Source organism: Actinomadura oligospora ATCC 43269 (assembly GCF_000518265.1).
GTDB classification, from domain to species: Bacteria; Actinomycetota; Actinomycetes; order Streptosporangiales; family Streptosporangiaceae; genus Spirillospora; species Spirillospora oligospora.
The window spans coordinates 250,912-269,751 of record NZ_KI912412.1; the positions used below are offsets into that span (position 1 = coordinate 250,912).

At 71.9% G+C, this 18,840-nt stretch carries 14 protein-coding genes; 10 read left to right on the top strand and 4 right to left on the bottom strand.

Annotation, left to right across the window (positions count from 1 at the left end):
* The first annotated feature begins 13 nt into the window (after nt 1–13).
* Complete coding sequence (locus tag P696_RS0141205; protein ID WP_026416895.1) at nt 14–490, top strand: MarR family winged helix-turn-helix transcriptional regulator; 477 nt, start codon at nt 14–16, stop codon at nt 488–490.
* Between the two features lie 102 nt (nt 491–592).
* Here the strand turns inward: P696_RS0141205 and P696_RS0141210 are convergent, their stop codons facing one another.
* On the bottom strand, nt 593–2,683 hold the full coding sequence (locus P696_RS0141210) for a DNA gyrase/topoisomerase IV subunit B (protein ID WP_026416896.1): 2,091 nt from the start codon (nt 2,681–2,683) through the stop codon (nt 593–595).
* Nucleotides 2,684–2,848: 165 nt separating this feature from the next.
* Here P696_RS0141210 and P696_RS0141215 point away from each other — a divergent pair, with 165 nt between their 5' ends.
* The 4 genes from P696_RS0141215 to P696_RS0141230 all read left to right on the top strand — a co-directional run bounded on the left by P696_RS0141215 (nt 2,849) and on the right by P696_RS0141230 (nt 6,382).
* Nucleotides 2,849–3,751 carry an ABC transporter ATP-binding protein gene (locus P696_RS0141215; protein ID WP_026416897.1) on the top strand — a complete coding sequence of 301 codons (903 nt, stop codon included), beginning with the start codon at nt 2,849–2,851 and terminating at the stop codon, nt 3,749–3,751.
* A gap of 199 nt (nt 3,752–3,950) precedes the next feature.
* Complete coding sequence (locus tag P696_RS0141220) at nt 3,951–5,027, top strand: ABC transporter permease (protein WP_034489620.1); 1,077 nt, start codon at nt 3,951–3,953, stop codon at nt 5,025–5,027.
* Nucleotides 5,028–5,157: 130 nt separating this feature from the next.
* Nucleotides 5,158–5,385, top strand: a complete 228-nt coding sequence (locus P696_RS58600; protein ID WP_026416899.1) for a DUF7455 domain-containing protein — start codon at nt 5,158–5,160, stop codon at nt 5,383–5,385.
* A gap of 250 nt (nt 5,386–5,635) precedes the next feature.
* Complete coding sequence (locus P696_RS0141230; protein ID WP_026416900.1) at nt 5,636–6,382, top strand: YaaA family protein; 747 nt, start codon at nt 5,636–5,638, stop codon at nt 6,380–6,382.
* Nucleotides 6,383–6,483: 101 nt separating this feature from the next.
* Here P696_RS0141230 and P696_RS0141235 read toward each other — a convergent pair whose 3' ends face one another.
* From P696_RS0141235 to P696_RS0141245, 3 genes are all read right to left on the bottom strand, one after another.
* The gene (locus P696_RS0141235; protein WP_026416901.1) at nt 6,484–8,136 is read right to left on the bottom strand and encodes an RNA polymerase sigma factor; all 1,653 of its coding nucleotides are present in this window, start codon (nt 8,134–8,136) and stop codon (nt 6,484–6,486) included.
* A gap of 268 nt (nt 8,137–8,404) precedes the next feature.
* On the bottom strand, nt 8,405–10,516 hold the full coding sequence (locus tag P696_RS0141240; protein WP_084339061.1) for a SpoIIE family protein phosphatase: 2,112 nt from the start codon (nt 10,514–10,516) through the stop codon (nt 8,405–8,407).
* A gap of 660 nt (nt 10,517–11,176) precedes the next feature.
* Complete coding sequence (locus P696_RS0141245; RefSeq protein WP_026416903.1) at nt 11,177–11,758, bottom strand: HhH-GPD-type base excision DNA repair protein; 582 nt, start codon at nt 11,756–11,758, stop codon at nt 11,177–11,179.
* A gap of 102 nt (nt 11,759–11,860) precedes the next feature.
* Between P696_RS0141245 and P696_RS0141250 the strand changes: the two genes are divergently transcribed.
* The 5 genes from P696_RS0141250 to P696_RS56710 all read left to right on the top strand — a co-directional run bounded on the left by P696_RS0141250 (nt 11,861) and on the right by P696_RS56710 (nt 18,821).
* Nucleotides 11,861–12,550, top strand: coding sequence for a molybdopterin-dependent oxidoreductase (locus tag P696_RS0141250; RefSeq protein ID WP_211246006.1), 690 nt, complete (start codon nt 11,861–11,863; stop codon nt 12,548–12,550).
* Entirely contained in the window at nt 12,537–13,292 is a 756-nt protein-coding gene (locus P696_RS51670) for a cytochrome b/b6 domain-containing protein (protein ID WP_064744332.1), read from the top strand. The genes P696_RS0141250 and P696_RS51670 overlap by 14 nt, the downstream gene beginning before the upstream one ends.
* 220 nt (nt 13,293–13,512) lie before the next feature.
* Nucleotides 13,513–13,761, top strand: coding sequence for a hypothetical protein (locus P696_RS0141260; protein WP_034489623.1), 249 nt, complete (start codon nt 13,513–13,515; stop codon nt 13,759–13,761).
* Nucleotides 13,762–14,008: 247 nt separating this feature from the next.
* On the top strand, nt 14,009–15,541 hold the full coding sequence (locus P696_RS0141265; RefSeq protein ID WP_034489802.1) for a hypothetical protein: 1,533 nt from the start codon (nt 14,009–14,011) through the stop codon (nt 15,539–15,541).
* 613 nt (nt 15,542–16,154) lie between these two features.
* Nucleotides 16,155–18,821, top strand: a complete 2,667-nt coding sequence (locus tag P696_RS56710) for a TY-Chap domain-containing protein (RefSeq protein WP_157430237.1) — start codon at nt 16,155–16,157, stop codon at nt 18,819–18,821.
* The last annotated feature ends 19 nt before the right edge of the window (nt 18,822–18,840 follow it).

Here is an 18,840-nt window from a genome sequence, read left to right on the forward strand (position 1 = left end):
GTAGCATTCCGACATGCCCGAACCGAGCCCCGCCGACCTGATCGCCCGCCTCGGCGCGCTGTCCGCCGCCGTGAGCCGAGGGCGGCTCTACGAGACCGCCGTCGAGGCCACCGGCGCCCATCTGGAGCGTCCGGCCATCACCATCCTCGGCGTGCTCAACGCGGCGGACGCGCCATGCCGCATCGGCGAGATCGCGCACCGCATGCAGGTCGAGGGCCCGCACGTCACCCGGCACGTCAAGCGGCTCGAGCAGCGCGGCCTGGTCCGCGCGGTCACCGACCCCGACGACCGCCGCGCCCGCCTCGTCGAACTCACCCCCGACGGCAAGCGGGTCATCGACCGCTACCTCGGCGTCATCCTCGGCTGGTTCGACTCCGCGCTCGACGCATGGACGCCGTCCGACCGCGACGACCTGTACCGCCTGGTCACCCGCCTCCTAGACGACCTCACCGGCTCCCTCGCCCGCTACGAAGCCCCCTCCCCCACCTGACACCCACCCCAGACCCGCCCCCCCCCCCCGCGGACACGCGGACACGCGGACACGCGGAAGGCCGCGTCCCCGAGGGGCGCGGCCTTCGTCGTCACCGCTCGATCAGGTGTCGATGCGGTTCATGTCGAGCTCGGCGGCGCCGCCGATGATGAACTCGCGGCGCGGCGCGACGTCGCTGCCCATGAGCAGCGAGAACACCTGCGCCGCCGCCTCGGCGTCCTCGACGCGGATGCGGCGCAGCATGCGGTGCCGCGGGTCCATCGTGGTCTCGGCCAGCTGGTCGGCGTCCATCTCACCGAGGCCCTTGTAGCGCTGGATGGGCTCCTTCCAGCGCTGGCCCTTGCGCTCCAGCTCCACCAGGCGCTGCCGCAGCTCGGCGTCGGTGTAGGTGTAGATGTACTTGTCCTGGCCCTTCTTCGGCTTGATCAGCTCGATCCGGTGCAGCGGCGGGACGGCGGCGAAGACGCGCCCGGCCTCCAGCATCGGCCGCATGTAGCGGTAGAAGAGGGTCAGCAGCAGGGTGCGGATGTGGCTGCCGTCGACGTCGGCGTCCGCCATCAGGATCGCGCGGCCGTACCGGGCGTTCTCCAGGTCGAACGAGCGGCCCGAGCCGGCCCCGATCACCTGGATGATCGCGGCGCACTCGGCGTTCTTCAGCACGTCGGCGACCGACGCCTTCTGCACGTTCAGGATCTTGCCGCGGATCGGCAGGAGCGCCTGGAACTCCGAGTCGCGGGCGAGCTTGGCGGTGCCGAGGGCCGAGTCGCCCTCGACGATGAACAGCTCGCTGCGGTCGTCGGTGGTGCGGCAGTCGACCAGCTTGGCGGGGAGCGCCGAGCTCTCCAGCGCGTTCTTGCGGCGCTGGTTGTCGCGCTGGGTGCGGGCCGCGATGCGGGTCTTGGCCGCCCCCGCGACCTTCTCCAGGACGGTGCGCAGCGGCTGCTTCATGCCGCGCCCCGGGTTCTCGAAGACCTCCTTGAGCTCCCGGCTCACGACCTGCGAGACGATGCGGGTGGCGGCCGAGGTGCCGAGGATCTCCTTGGTCTGGCCCTCGAACTGCGGCTCGGGCAGCCGGACGGTGATGACGGCGGTGAGGCCCTCGAGCACGTCGTCCTTGATGACGTCGTCGTCGTTGACCTTCAGCAGCTTGGTCGCGCGCAGCTGCTCGTTGACCACCTTGAGCAGCGCGCGGTCGAAGCCGCGGACGTGGGTGCCGTGCTTGGGGGTGGCGATGACGTTCACGAAGGAGCGCGTGATCGTGTCGTAGCCGGTGCCCCAGCGCAGCGCGATGTCCACCTCGAGGTCGCGCTCGACGTCGGTCGGGACCAGGTGGCCCTGGTCGTCCAGCACCGGGACGGTCTCGGTGAAGTGACCGCGCCCCTGCAGCCGCAGCACGTCGACGATCGGCTGGTCCTTGGCCAGGTAGGTGCAGAACTCCGAGATGCCGCCGTCGAACCGGAAGGTCTCGGAGACGACCTCCTCGCCGCGCTCGTCCCGGACGTCGATGGTGAGGCCCGGGATGAGGAAGGCGGTCTGCCGCATCCGGTCGAGGACGAGCTGGGTGTCGACCGTCGCGCCCTTGAGGAAGATCTGCATGTCCGGCCAGAACCGGACGCGGGTCCCGGTGGCCTTCTTGGCGACCTTGCGGATCTGGCGCAGCCCGGACTTCTTCTTGAACCGGGCGTTGGGCCGTCCCTCGTCGGCGAACTCGCCGGGCAGCCCGCGGCGGAAGCTGATGGCGTGGGTCTGGCCGTAGCGGTCGACCTCGACGTCGAGGCGGGCCGACAGCGCGTTCACCACCGAAGCGCCGACGCCGTGCAGGCCGCCGGACGCGGTGTAGGAGACGCCGCCGAACTTGCCGCCCGCGTGCAGCCGGGTCATCACCAGCTCGATGCCGGGCAGCCCGGTCTTCGGCTCGATGTCGACGGGGATGCCGCGGCCGTTGTCACCGACCTCGAAGGATCCGTCGGCGCGCAGCACGACGTCGATGTGCGTGCAGTACCCGGCCAGGGCCTCGTCGACGCAGTTGTCGACGATCTCCCAGAGACAGTGCGCGAGGCCCCGGGAGTCGGTGGACCCGATGTACATGCCGGGTCGCTTGCGGACGGCCTCCAGCCCTTCCAGCACCGAGAGGTGCCGGGCGGAGTAGCCCTGCTGGTCGTCTGCGGTCGCTTCGGCGGTGACGGCGGTCAACTGCTGTGCTCCTCGGGGGATGGACGGTCGGCATGAGGGTACCCCCGGGGACCGACACTCCACCGACACCACGCCGCTCCACACATTCCGGACCAGGGGTGGAGACGCCGGAATCCACCCCCAGGATGATTGGAGGCGCAGGTCACGGCGTTCTAGGGTTTTTCCATGACAAACACCATCAGCGTGCACGGCCTGCGCAAACGTTACGGAGACGTGCAGGCCGTGGACGGGGTCTCCTTCGAGGTGGCCGAGGGCGAGTTCTTCGGCATCCTCGGCCCGAACGGCGCGGGGAAGACGACCACCCTGGAGATCGTCGAGGGGCTGCGGGAGGCCGACGAGGGTGAGGTCGAGCTGCTCGGCCTGAAGCCGTGGCCGCGCAACTCCAGGCTGCTGCCGCGGATCGGCGTCCAGCTCCAGGCGACGTCCTTCTTCGAGCGGCTCACCGCGCGCGAGCAGCTGCGGACGTTCGGTTCGCTCTACGGCGTGTCCGCGCGCAAGGCCGACGAGATGCTCGAGACGGTCGGCCTCACCGAGAAGGCCGACGAACGCGTCGAGAAGCTCTCCGGCGGGCAGGCGCAGCGGCTGTCCATCGCGTGCGCGCTCGTCCACGACCCCGAGCTGGTCTTCCTGGACGAGCCCACCGCCGCGCTGGACCCGCAGGCCCGGCGCAACCTGTGGGACGTGCTGCGCGCGATCAACACCGAGGGCCGCACGATCGTGCTGACCACGCACTACATGGACGAGGCCGAGGTGCTCTGCGACCGCGTCGCGATCATGGACCGCGGGCAGATCCTCCGGCTCGGCCCGCCCGCGGCGCTCGTCCGCGGCCTGGACGCGCCGACCCGTGTCAGCGTGGCCAGCGGTGTCCTGGCCGCCGAGGACGCCCGCCGCCTGCCCGGCGTGGACGAGGTGACCGACGACGGCGTGTCCCTGATCGTCGAGACCCGCGACCCGTCCTCGGTCGTCGCGGCGCTGTCCGCCAAGGACGCCCTGGACGGCGTCCAGATCCGCGGCGCCACGCTCGAGGACGTCTTCCTGGAACTCACGGGACGGGAATACAGGGCATGAGCGTGCCGGAGGGGCGCGGCGGCGCCTGGACTGAGCGAGGAACGAGCGAGGGAAGGCGCCGCCTTTCAGCGCACCGGAGGCATGCGGGGGGACACGGCATGAGCGTGCCGGAGGGGCGCGGCGGCGCCTGGACTGAGCGAGGAACGAGCGAGGGAAGGCGCCGCCTTCCGGCGCACCGGAGGCATGCGGGAGACGCGACATGAGCAACTTTGCGAGTTTCAAGTCGCTGTCACGGGCGCTGTTCCTCGGCTTCCGCCGGGACCGCGGGGCGCTGTTCTTCACGATCCTGTTCCCCCTGCTGTTCCTGGTGATCTTCGGCGGGGTGTTCGGCAAGCAGTCCACCGGCAAGGTCGAGGTCGTGGAGATCGGCGCGGTGCCGGTGCTCGACCAGGCCGTGGCGCACGACGCGTCCGGCGATCTGCGCAAGACCGTGAAGCTCAGCCGGAACGACGACCGCGCGGCCGCCCTGAAGAAGGTCGGCAAGGGTGACGCGGACGCGGCCGTCGAGCAGAGCGGCGGGAAGATCGTCGTCCACTACTCCGGCGCCGACCAGGTGAAGTCCGGCGTGGTCCAGGCGGTGGTGCAGCAGGTGGCGAACTCGGCGAACCTCGCCGCGACCGGCCGTCCGCCGACGTACACGGTCGACGGGCAGCGGGTCGAGGACAAGTCGATCAAGGGCATCAACTTCTTCACGCCGTCCCTGCTGGGCTGGGCGCTCGCGTCCGCGGGCATGTTCGGCGCGTCGCAGACGCTCGTCCTGTGGCGGACCAAGGGGCTGCTGCGCAGGCTGCGCCTGGCGCCGGTGCCGATCCCGACGGTGTTCGGCGCGCGGGTCGTGGTGAGCCTCGGCATCGCGCTCTTCCAGCTCGCGGTGTTCCTGCTGGTGGCGCAGCTCCCGTTCTTCGGCCTGAAGCTGCAGAACGCGTGGTGGATGTCGATCCCGCTGGTGATCTGCGGCGTGCTGACGTTCCTGTCGCTCGGGATGCTGGTCGGGGCGTGGGCCAAGACCCAGGAGACCGCGCAGACGGTGACGCAGCTGATCGTCCTGCCGATGGCGTTCCTCGGCGGGTCGTTCTTCCCGCTGGACTACGCGCCGAAGTGGATGCAGGTCCTGTCGTACGTCTTCCCCCTGCGCTATCTGAACGAGGGGATGCTGAACGTGATGGCGCGCGGACTCGGGCCCACGTCGGCGCTTCCGCAGATGGCGATCCTGCTGGGCATCGCGGTGGTCGCCGGCGGCATCGCGGCGCGGCTGTTCCGCTGGGACGCCACATGATCGACCTGATGTGACCTCGGTCACTAAAGCCGCCATTCTGCTGTGGGCGTACTGAGAAGCAGGTTGGGAACGTCAGCGTCGGGTTAGATGTTGTCCTAAGTACCGACCCCGACTTCATGAGGAAGGTGCCGTGACTGGAGCCCTTGCCCCGACCAAGCCGCTGACGGCCGCCGACCGGTGCGACCGCTGTGGCGCTCAGGCCTACGTCCGTGCGGTCCTTGTAGGCGGCGGCGACCTTCTGTTCTGCGCCCACCACGGACGCAAGTACTCGGAGGCGCTCCGCTCGAACGGGGCCGACATCCAGGATGAGACAGACAGGCTGACCACCCCGGCAACCGCTCCGGAAGACGAGCGATAGCCCTCGAAATAAGTGAATCGCCGTACGGCGGTCATCGCACGCCGATGACCGCCGTTCTGCTGTGACGAACAGAACACCCAACGTGTTCGTTTCCTCACACGCCGTCCATTTTCGAAGCGGCGACCTGGGAAAACCCTCGAACGGCCCATATCCTGGGGACACCGCCGTCTGGAGCCACCGGCTCATCATGCCCGGGAAACGGCCCGGAACGGCGGGAAATGGAACGTTCGCTACGCCATCGGAGGGATCCGTGCTGATTCTGCTGCCGCCGTCCGAAAAGAAGTCCCGCACCGGGGACGGCCCGCCGCTGGATCTGGCATCCCTCAGCTTCCCCGCCCTGAACCCCGTCCGCGAGCGGGTCCTGGGCGCCCTCGGCGAGGCGTGCCTGCGCGAGGACGCGGCCGACGTGCTCGGCCTGCCGTCCGGCCAGACCGACGAGGCGCTGACCCGCAACCGGGCGCTGCGCGAGGCCCCGACGCTCCGGGTCGCCGAGCTCTACCAGGGCGTCCTGTACGACAACCTGGCCCTGCACGAGCTTCCCGCGGGTCCGGCCGCCGAGCAGATCATCGTCTTCTCGGGCCTGTGGGGCGCGCTGCGGCTCACGGACCGGATCCCCCCATACCGGCTCGCCATGGGCGTTTCCCTCCCGCCGGAGGGGCGGCTGGCGTCCCTCTGGCGTCCCGCGATGGCCGAGGCCCTCGCCGATCTCCCCGACGGTCTCGTCGTGGACATGCGCTCCGGCCCCTACGCGGCCGCCTGGAAGGCCCGCCGGCCCGCCGTCGCCGTCCGCGTGTTCCGCGAGTTCTTCCTCGGAGGCGTCCCGAAGCGGACGGTCGTCAGCCACATGGCGAAGGCCACCCGCGGCAGGATCGCCCACGACCTGCTCGAGGCGGGCGCCGACCCGGCCACCCCGGAGGAACTCCTCAAGGCCGTCACCGACCTCGGCCACGCCGCCGAGCTCAACGGCCCCAACCTGGACGTCATCCTCCAGGCCTGACCACCCGAGCACGCCCCGCGCATGTTCGCGCACACAACGTGCCCACCCCTGGGCAGCAAGAACGCCCCCGCCGCGTGGCGGGGGCGTTTCTCACATGCTGATCAGTCCAGGTAGTCGCGGAGGACCTGGCTGCGGGACGGGTGACGCAGCTTGGACATGGTCTTGGACTCGATCTGGCGGATGCGCTCGCGCGTCACGCCGTAGACCTTGCCGATCTCGTCCAGGGTCTTCGGCTGGCCGTCGGTGAGGCCGAACCGCATGGAGACCACGCCCGCCTCACGCTCGGACAGGGTGTCCAGGACGGAGTGCAGCTGCTCCTGGAGGAGCGTGAAGCTGACCGCGTCCGCCGGGACGATGGCCTCGGAGTCCTCGATCAGGTCGCCGAACTCGCTGTCGCCGTCCTCGCCCAGCGGGGTGTGCAGGGAGATCGGCTCACGGCCGTACTTCTGCACCTCGACGACCTTCTCCGGGGTCATGTCGAGTTCCTTGGCCAGCTCCTCCGGGGTCGGCTCGCGGCCGAGGTCCTGGAGCATCTGGCGCTGGACGCGGGCGAGCTTGTTGATGACCTCGACCATGTGCACCGGGATGCGGATGGTGCGGGCCTGGTCGGCCATCGCGCGGGTGATCGCCTGCCGGATCCACCAGGTGGCGTACGTGGAGAACTTGTAGCCCTTGGTGTAGTCGAACTTCTCAACGGCGCGGATCAGACCGAGGTTGCCCTCCTGGATCAGGTCCAGGAACAGCATGCCGCGGCCGGTGTACCGCTTGGCCAGCGAGACCACCAGGCGGAGGTTGGCCTCCAGCAGGTGGTTCTTGGCGCGGCGGCCGTCCTCGGCGATCCACTCGAGGTCTTCCTGGTCCTCCTCGGAGAGGGTGCCCGCCTCGGTGGCGAGCCGCTCCTCGGCGAACAGGCCGGCCTCGATCCGCTTGGCGAGCTCGACCTCCTGCTCGGCGTTCAGCAGGGGGACCTTGCCGATCTGCTTGAGGTAGTCCTTGACCGGGTCGGCGGTCGCACCGGCGGCGGCGATCTGCTGGGCCGGGGCGTCCTCGTCGTCGTCACCGAGGGTGAACGACTCCTCCTCGGTCTTGACCGGGGTCGCGCCGGGCTTGGCGGCCGCGGGAGCGGGAGCGCGCTCCTCCTCGTCGTCGCCGTCCTGCTCGGCCTGCTCGGGCGTCTCCAGCTCGGAGTCGTCGCCCAGGTCGGCCTCGAGGTCGCTCAGGTCCTCGTCGAGGTCCTCGACGTCGACGTCGTCGTCCATCTCGGGGTCGTCGCCGGCCTTCTTCGCCGAGCCCTTCGCGGCGGGGCCGGTCTCGCCCTTCTTCGGCGCGGCCTTCTTGGCGGCGGCGGCCTTCTTCGGCTTGGCAGGCGCGGCCTTCTTGGCCGGGGCCTTCTTCGCCGCCGGGGCCGGGGCGGCCTCGTCCTCGTCGTCGCCGACGACGGCGGTCACGGTGTCGGGCTGCTGCTCCTTGGCGGCAGCGGCGGTCTTGGGCTTGCGCGCCGGCGCGGCCGCACGCTTGCGCGTCCGCTTCGGCGCCGCTGAGTCGGCGGCGCTCACGACGACGATCACACCCTCCTTGCTCAGGGCACGCAGAATCTTGGGGGCCATCGACATGGGGATCTCGGCCTCCTCGAACGTACGGCGGAGGTCGTCGGCGTCGAGGTGATTGCCCTGGGACTTCCCACGCTCGATCAGCTGCGCGATGACGGTCTCGTGCAGGTCTGATGCCTTCGAGGTCGAGCTAGCAGGCGACACAAATACCTCTCGAACGAACGTGTGGGTTGGCTGACCCAAGCGCCCTGACGGGACGGGCCTCACTAGGAGTGGGACCACGTGCACCGGGCGGGCACCCTGTGCGGGACCGCAGCGTACCCGCTCTTACTAGGGTCAAGCACTCTGGCACGGCTGCGCATTCCGCTTGGGTGTGCTGCCCGGTAACACACCACCTTAGAGGGCGCACGGCGGTCCTTCGTACGGACTACGCCGTCTTCTCGCCGCCTTCGGCGGAACTTCTACACGGGCATCACGGGGACTTCGGCGGGACATGCAGGGCAAGTACGGTCACATCATCCACCTGCTCATACCCGGCAAGCATCCGATCGACCAGGAAGTCGACGAGTCTCTCTGGATCTCCTACCACTTCAGGTGGGGCGTCCGTCGCGACCGTGGCCAGTTCCTCGAGCCCGGCGTCCACCCCACGCCTACGGTTCTCCACAAGTCCATCGGAATAGAAGACCACAGTGTTGCCGGTTTCGATGGAAAAACTTGTCTGCTGGCGCTGCGAGGGCCAGCCGAGCGGGGTTCCGGGCTCCCGGGTGGAGACGCGGGCGTCGGCGTCCGGGGAGATCAGGAGGGGCGGCGGGTGCCCGGCGTTGCTGAAGGCGCCGCGCCCGGTCTCGGGGTCGATGACCGCGTAGGCGACGGTGGTGAACTGCTCCTCGTCCTCGGTGGCGGAGAACAACCGGTCCAGACCGGACAGGACCGCGGCCGGGCGCGGGTCGTTCAGGGCGAGGGCCCGCAGGGCGTTGCGGACGCGGCCCATCCCGGCGGCGGCCCGGACGCCCTTGCCCATGACGTCCCCGACGGCCACGGCGAGCCGGTCGTCCGGCAGCCGGAACACGTCGTACCAGTCGCCGCCGACCTGGACGTGCCGGGTGGCCGGGTTGTACCGGGCGGCCAGCACCATGCCCGGCAGCTGCGGCAGGTCGCTCGGCAGCAGGCTGAGCTGGAGCTCCTCGGCGGTCTTGTGCTCCCGCTCGAACAGCAGCGCCCGCTCGACGGCCAGGGCGCACTGGCCGGCGAGGGCCTCGAGGAAGACCTTCTCCTCCTCGGTGATCTCCCGGGGCCGCTTGAACGAGAACCGCAGGGCCCCGATCGGCGCGCCCGCGGCCAGCAGCGGCAGGCCGACCCAGGCCCGCTCCTCGGCGTGCTGGGTGAACAGCTCCGCCTCGTCCCCGCCGAGCTGGAGCCGCAGGTCGGTGGGGCTCTGGGCGAGGAACGGGCGGCCCTCCCGGACGGCCACCGACATGACCGTCTGGTCGCTGACCCGGATGTCGTCGCGGACCGGACGGGCCTGGTCGGCCGCGGGCTCGCCGCCGCCGGGCGGGGCCGGGGTGACGATCGACAGCCGCAGCTTGTCGTCGTCCAGCAGCGCGACGGCCGAGTAGTCCGCGCCGATCGCCGACCGGCCGACCTCGGTGATCACCTGGACGACCTGGGCGACGGTCAGGGCCTCGGCCAGCATCGAGGTGGCCTGCTGGAGCCGGGCCGTGCGCAGCGCCGCCGCCGAGAGCTGCTCGGTGAGGCGGCCGCGCATCTCCTCGGCCTCCTTCTGGCCGGTGACGTCGGTGTTCGCGCCGACCCACTCGATCACCCGGTCGCCCTGCCAGATCGGCACCGCCCGCACGTCGAAGTGCCGGTAGGCGCCGCTGCGGGTGCGGATCCGGTAGCCGGTCTCGAAGACCCGGTCGCCCGCGACGGCCTCGCTCCAGATCTCCTCGATCCGCGGCCGGTCCTCGGGGTGGACGACGGCCAGCCAGCCGCCGCCCGCGTAGTCGTCCGGGGTCTGGCCGGTGATCTCGCGCCACTCGGGGGCGTCGTCGATGGCGGCGCCGTCCGCCGCGGCCACCCACACGACCTGGGAGCTGGCCTCGACGAGGGAGCGGTAGCGCTGCTCCTTGCGGCGGATGACCTCCTCGGCCCGGCGCCGCTCGGTGACGTCCAGGGCGGTGAGGACGACGCCGACCGGCTTGTCGTCCCAGGCGGCCTGCTTGGGCGGGCGCGCCTTGCCCTTGCCCTTGTCCTTGGCGGCGGCGCCCTTGGCGTCCTGCTGGGCCCCGCCGCGGGCCGGGATCCAGCTGCACGACAGGATCCGGCCGCCCACGGCGAGCTCGGCGTCGGTGATGGGCCGGTCGTCGGCGAGGACCGCGCCGAGCGCGGCCGCGAAGGCGGCGGCGGTCTCCTCGGCGAGCACCTCGCCCGGGCGGCGTCCGGTCAGGTCGGCCGCCGACACTCCGAGCATGGCCGCGAGCGCGTCGTTCACGCGCCGGCACCGCAGCCCGGTGTCGAAGAGCGCGATCCCGGCGGGGGCCTCCTTCAGGAGGGTGGCGTACAGGGCGGCGTCGGACGCATCCATGGGCTGACCCTTCAGCCGGGAGAGCCGGGGACGCGGAACGGACGTCTCGGTGCTCACAGGCAACACCTCCGCCCCAGGGGGTCCCGTACCGCGCGGCAAGTTCTCATCACTATGTGTGAATGGGAGCAGGCTAACGCTCCCGCCTCCATCACAACACCCGTCGAAGTGAGGTTCTCATCATCTCGACGCTTTGCCCCGGACGGAAGCCCCTGTCACCGATCCGCCTATGACGGATACGGCGTCCGGCACGCGATTCGGACGGTGGATCGCACGCACACGAGGACACCCGCCGGAAAGGTGTTCTTCCGGACGGCGAGTGGACGATGCTACGCCGGATCGGGGGCCCGGCGCGGGGCGGACGCGCCGTCCGTCCAGCCCGGCCCTCTTTCCGGACACACCGAAACGACGCTGACCTGCCGCCCTGTCAGGATGCAAAAAGAAGGTAAAGCCACCGGGGTGGCGGGTGGGGCGGACGGCCCTCTGGAGGCACCCGGAACCGGGGCGTGACCTTGTACATCGCTGTAGAAGGTTGTCCTCTTTATTAGGGGGAGGCTGTTGAGGCCCCTGTGACGGCACTCGCGACGCCGGTTTCGGACGGGCTGGACAGGGTCAAGCGGCGATCCGATACCTGGCGGGCCCAGCGGCCGCCGTGGTCGGCGGTCACTTCGCGGGTTTGGCGGCCTTGGCGGCGGCCTTCATCTCCTGCTTGAAGGAGCGGACCCTGCCGAGGGACTCCTCGTCCACGATGTCGGCGACGGAGCGGAAGGAGCCCTCGTCTCCGTAGGAGCCGGCGGCCTCGCGCCAGCCGTCCGGGCGGACGTCCAGGCGCTTGCCGAGCAGGGCGACGAAGATCTTCGCCTTCTGCTCGCCGTAGCCGGGGAGGGCGTTGACGCGCTTGTAGAGGTCCTTGCCGGTCGCGGCGTCCTTCCAGATGCGGGTGGCGTCGCCGTCGTGGTCGTCGACGATCGCGCGGGCGAGGGACTGGACGCGGGCCGCCATCGCCTTGGGGTAGCGGTGGAGGGCTGGCTTGCGGCTGAAGATCTCGACGAGCTCGTCGGGGTTGTAGGCGGCGATCTCCCCGGGGTCCGGGTCGTGGCCGAGGCGGACGGCGAGCTCCCGCGGAGCGGCGAAGGCGCGCTCCAGCGGGACCTGCTGGTCCAGCAGCATGGCGGTCAGGAGGGCGAACGGGTCCCGGTTGAGCAGGTCGTTCGCCTCGTCCTCGATCGGCAGGGTGATCGGCATGTCGTTCCTCCCGGCGGCGGTGCGTCCGGCCAATTCTTGCGGAAGTCTTACGGGCGGCCGTGCACCGTGGCGGGGGCGGCGAGGCGGTGGTCGAATGAGGGTGTGGACGAGCAGCGCGGCACACCCGTCGGCCGCCGGATCGTGCTGGGGATGCTGGGCCTCGGCGCGGCCGGGGTCGCCGTCGGCGCGTCCGTCCAGCGGGAGGTGACGCGGGCGTTCTCGCCGGTGAGCGGGATCGGCGACGTCCTGCCCGCGGTCGGCGGCTTCCGGTTCTACTCGGTCGTGGGCACGGTCCGCACGCCGCGTGACCTGCGGGTTCGGGTGGACGGTCTGGTGGATCACCCGCGCGGGTACTCGCTGGCGGAGCTCGCCGCGCTGCCGCAGACGCGGGTTCGGCGGGATTTCCAGTGCGTCACCGGGTGGAGGGTCCCGCATGTGGAGTGGGCGGGAGTGGCCTTGCCCGATCTGCTGGACGCGGCGGGCGTCTCCTCTCGTGCGCGCGCGGTGCGGTTCCACTCGTTCGACGGCACGTACACGGAGTCGCTGACGCTGGAGCAGGCACGGCGCCGGGACGTCCTGGTCGCGACCTCGATGCAGGGCAAGCCTGTCAGTCACGACCACGGCGGGCCGGTCCGGCTGTTCGTGGCGCCGATGTACGGCTACAAGTCGCTCAAGTGGCTGGGGCGCATCGAGCTGACCGAGACCGTCCACCCCGGCTACTGGGAGAACCGGGGTTACGACGTGGACGCGTGGGTGGGCCGCTCGAACGGACGTGACGATGCGCCGACCTGACGGACGTGACGGGCACAACGGGCGCGAGGGGCACGACCGACGCGAGGGGCACGCGCGCGGCCTGTTGGTGCGGTTCACCCTGGCGGAGCGCTGGGTGCATCACCTGACAGCGCTGCTGATGCTGGCCTGCCTGGTCACGGCGTTCATGCTGTACATACCGGCGTTCGCGACGATGGTCGGGCACCGCGAGATCGTCAAGCCCGTCCACATCTACTGCGGGTTGCTGCTGCCGGTTCCGACGCTGCTGGGGCTGGCGTCGCGCGCGTTCCGGCTCGACCTGGGCAGGCTGGACCGGTTCGGGCCGCACGACGGGCCATGGCTGCGCAGCGGGCGGCGGCGCGCGGTCGTGGACGGGCGCGGGGTCGTGCCGGTCGGGAAGTTCAACGCGGGACAGAAGCTGAACGCGGCGTTCACCGCGGGAGCGGCGCTGATCATGCTCGGCACGGGCGCCATGCTCACGTGGCCGGATCCCTGGCCCGACCGCTGGCGCACCGGCGCGACCTTCGTCCATGACTGGCTGTTCCTGGTCATCGCGGTCGTCACACTGGGGCATCTGTGGGAGGCGTTCCGCGATCCCGGGGCGCTTCGCGGGATGGCCACCGGGCGCGTCACCGGTGACTGGGCCGCGCGTCACCATGCCGCCTGGTTCGATGCGTCCGGCGGCGCGTCGGAAGGGGTGTCGGGTGTGGGCGGGGCGGTTGATGTGTCGGCGGAGGCGCGGGGGGACGGACCGCCTGCCTGAGGGGTGCCGGAGTGCTGGTCGGGGCCGGTGGGGGGCGCGGTGGGTGTGGGAGCGGCGGCCGAGGGCCGGGGTCGACAAGGGTCTTGACAGGCGGCGGGAACGCGCTGAAATGAGACATCGAGGCGAGGTCGCGGCGGTCCGTCGGGTGGTGCGCGTCCGGCCGCGCCTGCACCCGGCGGTTCACCCCGGCCCGCCGGCCCTTCGGGCGCGGAGGCGTGCGATGCCTGCACTTGCCGATCACCGGAGCGAGACCCGTGACCTGCTCACGAGCCGGCTGTCCGCCGAATTCGTGATCTTCGCCGTGGCGGACGTGGCGCGGTGCGTCGCCGACGTCCAGGCGCGCATGACCCATCTGGGCCTGTCCCCCAGCCTCGACCTGGTCGAGCGCATGGCGCGCGAGCAGCTGACCTGCCGCGTCAAGTCGGCCCCGCCGTCCGGCAGCGTCACCCCGTGGGCCTGCGAAGGCTGACCGGCGGACTCGCGTTCCCTCACGCCCTTCGGCGTCCGGATTCCGGGGCGGGCGGGTCGGTGTTGTGCCGGACCTCACCTGCTCAAGGCCGTGTTCGGGGCCCGCCGGGTGGGGAAGTGCCGCGTTCCGGGTGGCGGGATCTGAGAAGCTAGGGGGCGTGAGTCCCCGTAGCCGCCCGCCGTCCGCCGGGGAGCCCGCGGCCGAGCCGCCGGTGCCGGGCGACGAGATCGCCGCGATCTTCGACGGGATGCTGCGGCACGCGCGTGAGCTGCTGGCCGTGCGCAGTCCCCTGGACGCCGAGTTGATCGTGAGCGAGATCCTCGGTTCGTGGTGGGGGCAGCGCGCGGCGGACGGCGACGTCGAGGAGGTCGTCGGCGAGGCGCTGGTCGCGCACGCCGGACGGGTCGGCAGTCCGGCGGCGCTCGCGCTGCTCACCGGCGTGACCTGCATCGGCACGCGCGGGCAGGCGGCGCGGGCGGAGCGCGCCGCGCTCGAGCTGATGGACCGGGGCGTCGCGCGCCCGATCTGGTCCGACCGGGTCGGGATGGTCGAGCCGCGCGAGTGCTACGTGTCCCGGGACGTGTACGGCGACCAGGAGTCGGTGATCTGCGTCTTCGAGTACCCGGGCGGCGACGGCGGCGCGTCCGACCGGCACGCGCTCGTGGTGCTCGTGGACCGGACGAAGCCGGGCGTGGTCGGGCCGCGGCTGCCGGGCGAGCGTCCGCCCGCGTGCGGGACCGTCCGGGACGCGTGGGTGTCGTCCCGGATCGACCGGCTGCTCGACCACTGCCGGCACGAGGCCGCCACGAACCCGCTGATGCGGTTCGAGGAGATCGAGCCCCGGGACGCGCGGGCGCTGCTCCAGCGTTGCCTCGACCACACCAACGAGGAGCCGGACGCGCCGGTCGACGAGAACTTCGGGTCCTACCACGCGTTCGTCCGGCACCGGGTGCGGGCGCTGCCGACCGGCGGGCGGGTGCCGCAGCCCGCCGTCCACGGCGCCGACCGGCGGGCGGACCTGGCCGTCCGGTTCCTGGCGTCGGACGAGGCCGGAGAGCTGTCCGACACGGCCGCGGCGAGCCGCTGCGTGGACCGGATCATCGACTACGGCTGCACGCACGACTTCGGACGTCCGCTCCGGGTGAGCCCGGTCAAGTGCGAGATGTTCCTGCTGGACTGGCTGCCGCGCAAGGTGCTGCTGTCGCTGGCGGAGCAGGAGGCCGTCCCGCACGTGCTGGCCGCGTGGGTTCGGTGGGCGGGCCGCCGCACCGGGCTGCCGGAGGGGGCGGTCCGCGCGACGCTGGACGCGGTGTGGGACGCGACGGTGAAGTTCGCCGACGCCTACCGCGACCCGTCCTCGTTCGGGCTCGACCGCGAGATCGTGGACCGGCTGCTCCCGGACGGCGACCTCGAGGCGCTGCCGCGGCGCGCGTTCGCGCTGCCGTTCCTGTCCGGACGGCACCGGGTGTCGGGGCGGCACGGCACGATCGACCTGTCGGTGCTCGACCCGTCCGATCCGGCGGACCGGCGCGTCCTGCTGGAGCTGGAGCATCCGGGGGCGCCTGAGGAGCACCTGGAGGCCCACGAGCGGCTCGCTGAGCGGCTGTGGCGCGGCGACCCTCCACAACTGTGGGAGACCGCGCAGGCGCTGCTGGACGTCGGCTACGAGCGCCACGAGGTGCTGCACCGGCTCATCGCGGTGATGAACCGAAGCGGTCACGATCCACGCGCGCTACGGGCGTCGCTGCGAGTGCTACGGCACGAGCCCCCTCCGGGTTGAGGATGATCCGGCCGGGTTCGCGGGGGGCGTCTGGGGCGTCTGCCCAACTTCGGGTCAGCGCTGTTCCCGACGCGAGGCGCGTGTGTCCTGGGTGTGAGGCGAGTGTGTCCGGCGCGGGTCGTGTCGTGGTCGGAGCTTGGGGTGAATGAGGCGCTGAGGTGGGCCGGTCCGGTGCAGAGTGGGGGCGGCTGCCGTCCACGGCTGTCGTGAACGCCGGGCGCAGCGGCCGTGCTCGTGAGGGCCGGGTGCAGAGGTGGTTTCGCGGGTGGCGCGGTGCTGTGGGTGTCGGCGTGCTCGTGGGTGCGATCCGGGTTCGGGGTGGCTCGCCTTGGTGTGGCGTGCGGGCTGGGCGGCGGCGGCCGGGTGCGGGGGCGTGGTGGATTCTCGCGGAGGGTTGAGGAGCGCGGTGTCCGGGAGGGCTGGTCGCGTCGGCGCGCGCTGTGGACCCTTCGGGACGCGCTGTGGACGGGTGGCGCGGGACGTGGTGTGGGCGGGTTTCGGCGGATGGGGGGAGCGCCCCGGTTTGCCAGAAAGCGTCCCGGCCGACAATCATCGAACCGGGCAGTGATCGACGGGGGGAACCGGGGGGCACCCCGGGCCGTAGGGAGTGATCTTGTTGGAGTGGTCCGAGTTCGCTCGGCGCCTGGGGCGTGAGCTGACGGCCCTGGAACGGGACACGATCCTGATCGTCCGGGAGCGTGAGGAGAGCCGCCACTACGTCCAGGCCATGCGGGAGCCGGACCGGCTCTACGCCGAGGCGGTCAGCAACAACTTCCTCGACGGTCCCCTGCTTCTCACCCTCGCGGACGAAGAGGTCATGAGCGACGCGGGCTGGCGTCCGCCGGCGGATCCCGGCATGGCCGGGCCGCGCAACTGGTGGACGGAGCTGCCCGCGTTCGCGACCGCGGCCGACTACGCCCGGCTCGCCGAGGTCATGGTCACCGCGCTGCGCGACGTCCAGGCCGTCCGGCGGCCGTCCGACCTGGTGTACGAGTCGTTCCACCGGCACGGCACCGGCCTGGTCGGGCTCCCGGACCTCGGCCTCGACTGCGCCGACCCGTCCCGCATCACCCGGACGCGCGCCGCCGACCCCCTGGCCGGATCCGGCCAGGCGGCCTTTCCGGAGCCGAACGTCCTGGCGGCCGAGCCCGGCGCGCTGCCGCCCGCGCTTCCCGACGCGAAGGGTCTGAGCGGGCCGGTTCCGAACGGATTCCCGGGTCATCCGTCGCAGCCGCAGGCTTCTGGAGGGCAGATGCCTCCCGGGGGCGACCTTCCGGGGCCGTCCATACAGGACATGCTGTCTGGTGCGGAGGGCGCGCCTTCGGGTGTGATGGACGAGATCGAGCCGCGTCTCGCCGAGGCCAAGGAGCGCGGCGACCACACGACCTACTTCGATCTGCTTCCTACCGCTGACCTGGTCTTTCCCGACGCGCCCGGCGAGAGCACGCCGCCGACCATCAGCCTGGGGACGGGCACCTACATCACGGTCTTCACCTCTCCGGGCGCGCTCGCGCGGGTGTCGTCCCAGCCGACGCCGTTCCGCCGGACGTCGTTCGCCGACCTGTCGGCCAACTGGCCCGACCCGGCTTGGCAGCTCGCCATCAACCCCGGTCTCGCGAGCGAGATCCACCTGGACATCACGGCCGTCGCCCGGCTGGGCGCCGTCCCGCCCGGGTCCAGCACGCCGGTGCCGCCGCCGTCCGGCGGTGTGAGCGTCCCTCCGCCGATGGGCACGTCCCCGGCCGTGCCGGGAGGGCTGGCGGATCAGGACGACGCGCACACCCGGCACGACCTCCAGGCGGTCGGGCCCCACGATCGACTCCGTGCGCCGGGCGCCCCGCTCGCGCCGGGTCAGGACGCGTCCCTGGGCGTCCCGGCGCAGTATGACGAGTTCGGCGCGCATGGCTCGCAGGGCGCGTACGCGGGGCAGGACCCGTCCGCGACGCCGCAGATGCCGGGCCTGCCTGTGCGGCACGACCAGCTCGGTTCGCCTGACGGGCAGCCACAGGCGATTTCCTACGGAAACCCGGCGCAGCGCGACGAACGCGGTGTGCCTGGCCTGCCCGCGCCGCGTGACGGGTTCGGCTCGGGCGGTGCGCGGCCGGAGAGCGGCGCTCAGCGTGACGAGCTCGGAGCGCCTGGGGCGTTCGCGACCGGCGCTGGTGATGTGCCGGAGGGCACGTCCTCGCCGCTGGAGATGACACAGCACGACGAACTGCCTGGCGTGGGCACACCGGGCATGCCCAGGCAGGACGACTCGTTCGCCACGCTGGACGCGCCGGGTGTTCCCGCGTTCGGCGACCCGCACGCGCTGCCTGGCTTCCCTGACCGGCAGGACTCGGTCGGCGCGCCGGACATGCCGGGACTCCCCGCCCAGGCCGACGCGTTCGGCGCGCCTGCGCGGCCTGACCGGCAGGGCGGGCCGGACGTGGCGGGCTTCCCGGGGCAGGGGGACGCGCACGCGGCGTCCGGTGTTCCCGGCCAGCAGGGTGCGCTGGGCGGGCCGGACCTGGCGGGTGCTCCTTCGCAGGGTGACGCGTTCGCGACGGCCGGGGGGCCAGGACAGCCGGGCTCGCTCGGCGCGCCGGATGGGGCGGGCCTTCCGGCGTACGGTGGCCCGCTCGGGGTGCCCGGTGTCCCTGAGCAGCAGGACTCGTTCGGTGCTCCGGACGCGACGGGTGTTCCCACATCGGGTGACCCGTTCGCGGCGGCGGATGTTCCCGGGCAGCAGGATGTGGACGTGACCGGCCGTCCGGCACAGGGCGACGGGCTTGCCGCGCCCGCTGCGCCTGGGCAGCCTGACTCGGTCGGCGCGGCGGGTGTCCCTGCACAGAACGACGCGCTCGAGCCGGCGGACGCTCGCGTTCCTGAGCAGGAGAACGCGTTCGGGGTCTCCGTGGACCCGGAGCAGAGGGCGTTCGTGAGGTCGCGGGTCGCGGATCTGCGGGACGCGTTCGCCGGGGCGGGAGCCGGACGGCGCGACTCGGCGACGGCGGGAGGGCTCCGGGAGTTCGACACGTCCGGGATGCCGATCCTGCCGGGGCTCGAGGCGCACGGGACGGCGGCGATGCCCGCGGCGGCCCCGGTGCCGGTGCCGGACGGCGGGTACGCGACGGCGGCACCGGCTGCGCACGCGACCGTCCTGCGGGTTCCGCACGGGACGGCGCTCCTGGAGGTGGACGGGACCGGGGAGGGGACGCCCGTGGCGGTCTACGACGCCATCGGAAGCGTCTGGACTCCGGTGCGGGCGGACGCGCTGCCGGGGCAGCGGGGCGAATAGGCACTGGTGGGGAGGGGGC

Excerpts from the sequence above, each read along its gene's own strand:
- P696_RS0141205 (WP_026416895.1), top strand. The coding sequence starts at position 14 with ATGCCCGAACCGAGCCCCGCCGACCTGATCGCCCGCCTCGGCGCGCTG.
- P696_RS0141260 (WP_034489623.1), top strand. The coding sequence starts at position 13,513 with ATGCCTGCACTTGCCGATCACCGGAGCGAGACCCGTGACCTGCTCACG.
- P696_RS0141215 (WP_026416897.1), top strand. The coding sequence starts at position 2,849 with ATGACAAACACCATCAGCGTGCACGGCCTGCGCAAACGTTACGGAGAC.
- P696_RS0141240 (WP_084339061.1), bottom strand. The coding sequence starts at position 10,516 with ATGGATGCGTCCGACGCCGCCCTGTACGCCACCCTCCTGAAGGAGGCC.
- P696_RS0141220 (WP_034489620.1), top strand. The coding sequence starts at position 3,951 with ATGAGCAACTTTGCGAGTTTCAAGTCGCTGTCACGGGCGCTGTTCCTC.
- P696_RS0141245 (WP_026416903.1), bottom strand. The coding sequence starts at position 11,758 with ATGCCGATCACCCTGCCGATCGAGGACGAGGCGAACGACCTGCTCAAC.
- P696_RS51670 (WP_064744332.1), top strand. The coding sequence starts at position 12,537 with ATGCGCCGACCTGACGGACGTGACGGGCACAACGGGCGCGAGGGGCAC.
- P696_RS0141265 (WP_034489802.1), top strand. The coding sequence starts at position 14,009 with ATGCTGCGGCACGCGCGTGAGCTGCTGGCCGTGCGCAGTCCCCTGGAC.